This window comes from Capnocytophaga sp. oral taxon 326 str. F0382 (assembly GCF_000318295.1).
In the GTDB taxonomy this organism is placed as follows: domain Bacteria; phylum Bacteroidota; class Bacteroidia; order Flavobacteriales; family Flavobacteriaceae; genus Capnocytophaga; species Capnocytophaga periodontitidis.
The window spans coordinates 1-4,526 of the sequence record NZ_KB291421.1; the positions used below are offsets into that span (position 1 = coordinate 1).

The following is a 4,526-nucleotide window of genomic DNA, read 5'->3' on the forward strand; positions in this document are numbered from 1 at the left end:
AAAAATATTTCCCATATTTTCTTGCACTTTTCATTTCTTATTCCTACCTTTGTACCGATTATTGCCAAACTTACTAAACAATGTTAAAGTATCTTCTCTTCTTTTTTGGTACTTTAAGTATCTACGCTCAAAAAGAGTACTGTTTTCAGTACGATAGCGCTGGCAACCAGCGCCGTGCGCTCTTGTGTCTCAATGCAACCGATGAAGCTACTGATGAAGAAATTTTTGATGAACTCCCTGATAATCTCAAATCTTTAAATAGCGATAACTCAAAAGTACAGCTATATGGTGTGCCTAACCCCGCTACCGACCAGATAGGAGTCTATTGGCAACACAGCGAAAATGGAACACTCACACATTTAGCAATCTTCACCCTCAACGGACAGTTAATGCAACAAATTGATAACCTCCCACCTACAGAACCTTACCATATCAATATCTCCACTTGGTCAGCAGGCTATTACTTTATGGTGGCTACATTCTCGGATGGTAGCAAGAGAATCTTTAAAATTGTAAAAAAATAACAATACCTATATTACTATGAAACGCTTTTTATTCCTCATAACACTTTTTTATTCTCTTAACTTTACAGCTCAAGAGGTTTATCCTTTACAACCTATTGAACGTACTTCGTTTTATGCTGAACCTTTAGATGAACCTATTGATACCGAACTACCCTCAGGGAGTATTACAGCACGAGAAAGTGGAGCAAATACGATTGGTTTGACTACAGGTGAATTGAGTGTATCGGGTAGTGGTGCAGCAGTCTATACAGTACCTATTGCCGTACCTAAAGGTATTGGAGGAGTAGCACCTACCTTAGCACTTACCTATAATAGTCAAAGTGGTAATGGGATAGCAGGCTATGGCTGGCATCTCGCAGGCTTATCAGTAATAAGTCGCGTAGGTAGTACAATGTATCATAACGGCAAGATTACTGAGGTAAACCTCACTAATACCGACCAGTTTGCCTTAGACGGACAGCGATTGATACTCAAAGAAGGTACCCACGGCGAAAGTGGAGCGGTCTATGAAACAGAAACTTTTTCACAACTGCGTATCAAAGCGGTAGGTAGAAGCAAAAATTCAGCTTTTGGACCCGATTACTTCGAGGTGCTCTATCCCGATGGCTCTAAAGCCTATTATGGCAAAGATAACAACAGCCAGTCGCCTATGGAATATGCCATAAGCTACTGGGAGAATGCGCAAGGAGTGAGCATACGATATTTTTATACTATAGAAAATAATCACCTTCGCATTGAACATATTGAATATGGCTACAATACAAAAATTGAGTTTAAATATGATAATCGTACACGTCCTGAAGTTGCCTATATAGGCGGTATGGAATTTACAAATGGGGAAATACTATCACAGATTAATGTAATAGATAATAATGTTCCTTATAGAAACTATAAACTTAGTTATAATACTAATAGTTTGGAGTATAACCGATTAACTTCAATACAAGAAAAAGTAGGAGAAGAAGAATACTCCCCCATAGAGTTTAAATATTGGGATACAAAAGGCACTGATCCTAAGAAGAAAATCTTAAATCGTATTTCTACCATAGAAACTTCTTTTGGAAAAGTAAATGCTCTAAATACAGCTACTATTCCTATAGATCTCAATGCAGATAACTTCACTGATTTTATTTTATATCCTACTATAAAAGAAAAAAATAGAAAAGAACTTATTTTCTTTGATAACTTTAGGCAAGATACTATAAGTACTATAGCACAAACGACTACAGTTCCTAAATTTGATAATATTTTTCCAGTAAAAATGCTTACCAAAGATGGACATTTGTATAAAGCACAAGGGTTTGTAATGGCCACTCAAGATTTTAAAAAAATTATCCTAAAAGTTTGTAAACGAGGAGCTAATTCTATTATTGTTGAAGATACTAAAGAGTGGAATTTGCCTACTTATTGGGATGAAAGAGCTTATTATCAAGGAATATTAGACAATAGAGAGGCTTCATTACCTAATCCTCCTGAAAAACAATACAGAGAAAATCCGAACTATCAATTACTCTCAGGAGATTTTGATGGTGATGGTCTTACTGAATTGTTAGGAGTTGAGTTTGCTTTTGCTTATGAGAAATGCCATATAATGAAACGTGAATGTTTATGCGAATTACAGGAAAAAGGGAAAGGTATTTATCTCATAGATTTAGATAGACGTAAAGAGAAAAACTACATTTATGGTATTGGTTATATAGGAGATCTTTTGAGAACTGATTTACTTTGGACGATGGATGTGAACGGCAATGGTAAAACAGACCTTGTACGTGTTACCAAAGGAGCTATTTACATTTATGAAATGAATGATAATAAAGAATTGAAACTTATCAATGAACATCGTAGCTCCAATATTTATATAGATGAAATGCATCCTATAGCAGGAGACTTCAACGGTGATGGTAAAATAGATTTTTTACTTCCTACCGAACATAAAAGTAATAAGTTTGAAGTATTGCTTAATGCTGGTATTCGTTTTTTATCTATTGACCAACATTTTACATTTAACTTTAAAAAACAAAATGAAGAAATGATTCCTATTAGGGGAAAATTTCCGATTCTCTATCAGAAAGTTATCAATAATTATAGTTTTATTCCTATAGATTTCAACAATGATGGAAAAACAGATATTGTACAATTTCACTCTGTAATAGCGAAAAATAAATACGATATTACCAATGGTGTAGAGAATAGTCGTAAGATAGTAGTATTTACTAATATCCAAAAAGGTAGGGAGATAACCTTTAGTGAAGGCGAGGTGAAAATTTTAGAAGAAGGAAATACCCCTCATATTATATTTTCATCTCCTGATGAGCGGGATAGAGTAACTGATATTTCTCTATTTTCAGGAGATAAAATACAAACACTTTCTTTACGAGAAAACAATAGGGAAGATGTATTGGTTAGAAATGTAATCAATGGTGGTGTTAGGCAGACTATTGCTTATAAAAATATGGCAACTTTGCTGAACTTAGATAGAGAAAAGGGAACGTACTATTGGGTTTCTACTTATCCTGATGAGTTATATCCATACACTACACTTCCTAATATGCAATCTGTGCGGCTGGTTTCTCAGTTAGAACGTGAAGGCATAGGAGTACCTAAAGCAATCCAGCGTTATGTTTATTACAATGCTATCACTCATACACAAGGATTAGGCTTTCTTGGATTTAAAGCGATAGGAAAAACCAATTGGTTTGAACTTAATAAGGAGTATGACCAAGTACTTTTTTCTTTTAAAGAAATGAACCCTCTACTTAGAGGAGCTTTAATCAATGAGTATATTGTAGATAAACAATGGTTTCTACCTACCTATATCATTCGTAATATACCTTTCCAAAAAACCTCCTACCAATACACCCATACCCTCAGTCCTAATAAAGTCTTTAAACTACAACTTACCCAACAAACCACTGAAGACAAACTTTCAGGGCTGACGACTACCAATAATTTTACTTATGATACCGATGGGAACCTTACCGAACAACGTACCCAAACCGACGGTTATAGCAAAAGTACGCGCATAAGTTATTTGCCTAAAAGCGAAGCTCCGTATTTTGTAGGCTTACCTCAAAAGAAAGAAACGACCACCACTTTGGCAGGCGATAGTTTTAGCACTGCCGAAACTTTTGCTTACGACAAAGGCTTGCTCACTACCCATAAAACCCAAGGCAATGGTACAGCTTGGCGTACCCCTACCTACCGCTATGACCAGTACGGCAACATAACCGAGCAAACCGCCACCGCTGAAGACGGGCAACAACGCACCGAACGCTATACCTATGACCCTACCCATCGATTGGTTACCTCCCATACCGACCACGAAGGACAAGTAACCAAGTTCAGTTATAACAACAGAGGTCTGTTAGAACGCAAAACCTCTTCATTAGGGCAAACTACTCTATATACCTACGATTCTTCAGGTAGACCTATCCAAACAACAGATTTCTTAGGTAAGAAAACTACAACACATTATGAATTTAACGGAAGTATTTTTAAAACCATTACCGAAAACGAAGAAGGCGCTTACAGTGCAGAGAGTTATAACACTTTAGGCTGGTTGTTAGAAAAAGAGAGTAACGATGCTTTCAACAACCGCTATGCGGTTAGCTACGAGTACAACGGTATAGGGCAACAAGTAGCTGTAAGTACACCTCACCTTGCAGGAGGTGCTTCTCAAAAGGTGAAGAGGACAGAATACGATGTGTATGGGCGACCTACCACTATTACGAGTCCCGAAGGTAAAATAACCCGCTTTACTTACGATAAGCTCAAAACAACTGCTGATGACGGTCAGCAACAAATCATTAGCACTCGCGATGCGCAAGGTAATATCGTAGAACACCAAGATAATGGGGGTACCGTGCGTTATACCTACTTTGCCAATGGCAACCTAAAAACAGCCGACTATGGAGGTGCAGTACAACGCATTACACAAGATGGCTGGGGTCGCAAAACGAGTCTTACTGACCCCTCAGCTGGGCGCTACACCTATCAATACGA

Annotated in this window: 2 protein-coding genes; both read left to right on the forward strand. The window is 37.3% G+C overall.

The features are described 5' to 3' along the window. The first annotated feature begins 80 nt into the window (after nt 1-80). The gene (locus HMPREF9073_RS09135; RefSeq protein ID WP_009413444.1) at nt 81-524 is read left to right on the forward strand and encodes a T9SS type A sorting domain-containing protein; all 444 of its coding nucleotides are present in this window, start codon (nt 81-83) and stop codon (nt 522-524) included. 16 nt (nt 525-540) lie between these two features. Continuing rightward, nucleotides 541-4,526 (forward strand): FG-GAP-like repeat-containing protein (locus HMPREF9073_RS09140; RefSeq protein WP_009413445.1); only part of this gene is annotated, 3,986 nt, incomplete at its 3' end.

Bases quoted from the DNA above. Each gene is read 5' to 3' on its own strand.
- HMPREF9073_RS09135 (WP_009413444.1), top strand. From the start codon at position 81: ATGTTAAAGTATCTTCTCTTCTTTTTTGGTACTTTAAGTATCTACGCT.